The sequence below is a fragment of the Syntrophomonas wolfei subsp. methylbutyratica genome (genome assembly GCF_001570625.1).
Classification (GTDB): Bacteria; Bacillota; Syntrophomonadia; order Syntrophomonadales; family Syntrophomonadaceae; genus Syntrophomonas; species Syntrophomonas methylbutyratica.
Genome location: NZ_BBQT01000074.1, coordinates 1 through 473, shown reverse-complemented (window position 1 = coordinate 473; position 473 = coordinate 1). Strand labels below are relative to the sequence as shown.

Annotated in this window: 1 protein-coding gene; it reads left to right on the top strand. The window is 40.2% G+C overall.

Annotated features, from left to right (window positions below; all coding sequences use genetic code 11):
• Nucleotides 1-260: 260 nt before the first annotated feature.
• The coding region (locus AWB54_RS15065) for a hypothetical protein (RefSeq protein WP_153014776.1) at nucleotides 261-473 on the top strand (213 nt) is incomplete at its 3' end.

The window sequence follows — 473 nt, the reverse complement described above, 5'->3', positions numbered from 1 at the left end:
CGTCCGCTATGATCCGCGTGGTCGTGCGTACAGATTACTTTTTTCGCCGAAGCGCGCAAAGGCTTTAGCCCCGGCACCGAACCATCTTTATATAGGTCGATTACCAAACAATCGTTGATTAAAAAACATGCGTGCCCCAAATAATCAATTTTCATTTATTGCCTCCATCTATTACTGATATTATATCATTTGCATAAACATTCATGCACATTTAACGCACTTATGCTATAATGGATACAAATAGAGAAAAAGGAGTTTAGGTGCGGATTTTTAATAGTCAAAAAATAATGTTCTGCTTAATTGCTGGTATTTTTGTGGTGAGCCTTGCAAACCCATTCGTTGGCCGAGTATCGGCTGCAGATGAAATTACAGTGACTTACCCATTCTATGCTTTTGTCGAGGATGAAAGTAATCCGTGGGAAACCGTCTACGATGCGCTCGATGCGACTGGTACTATTAATTATAGTGATGAT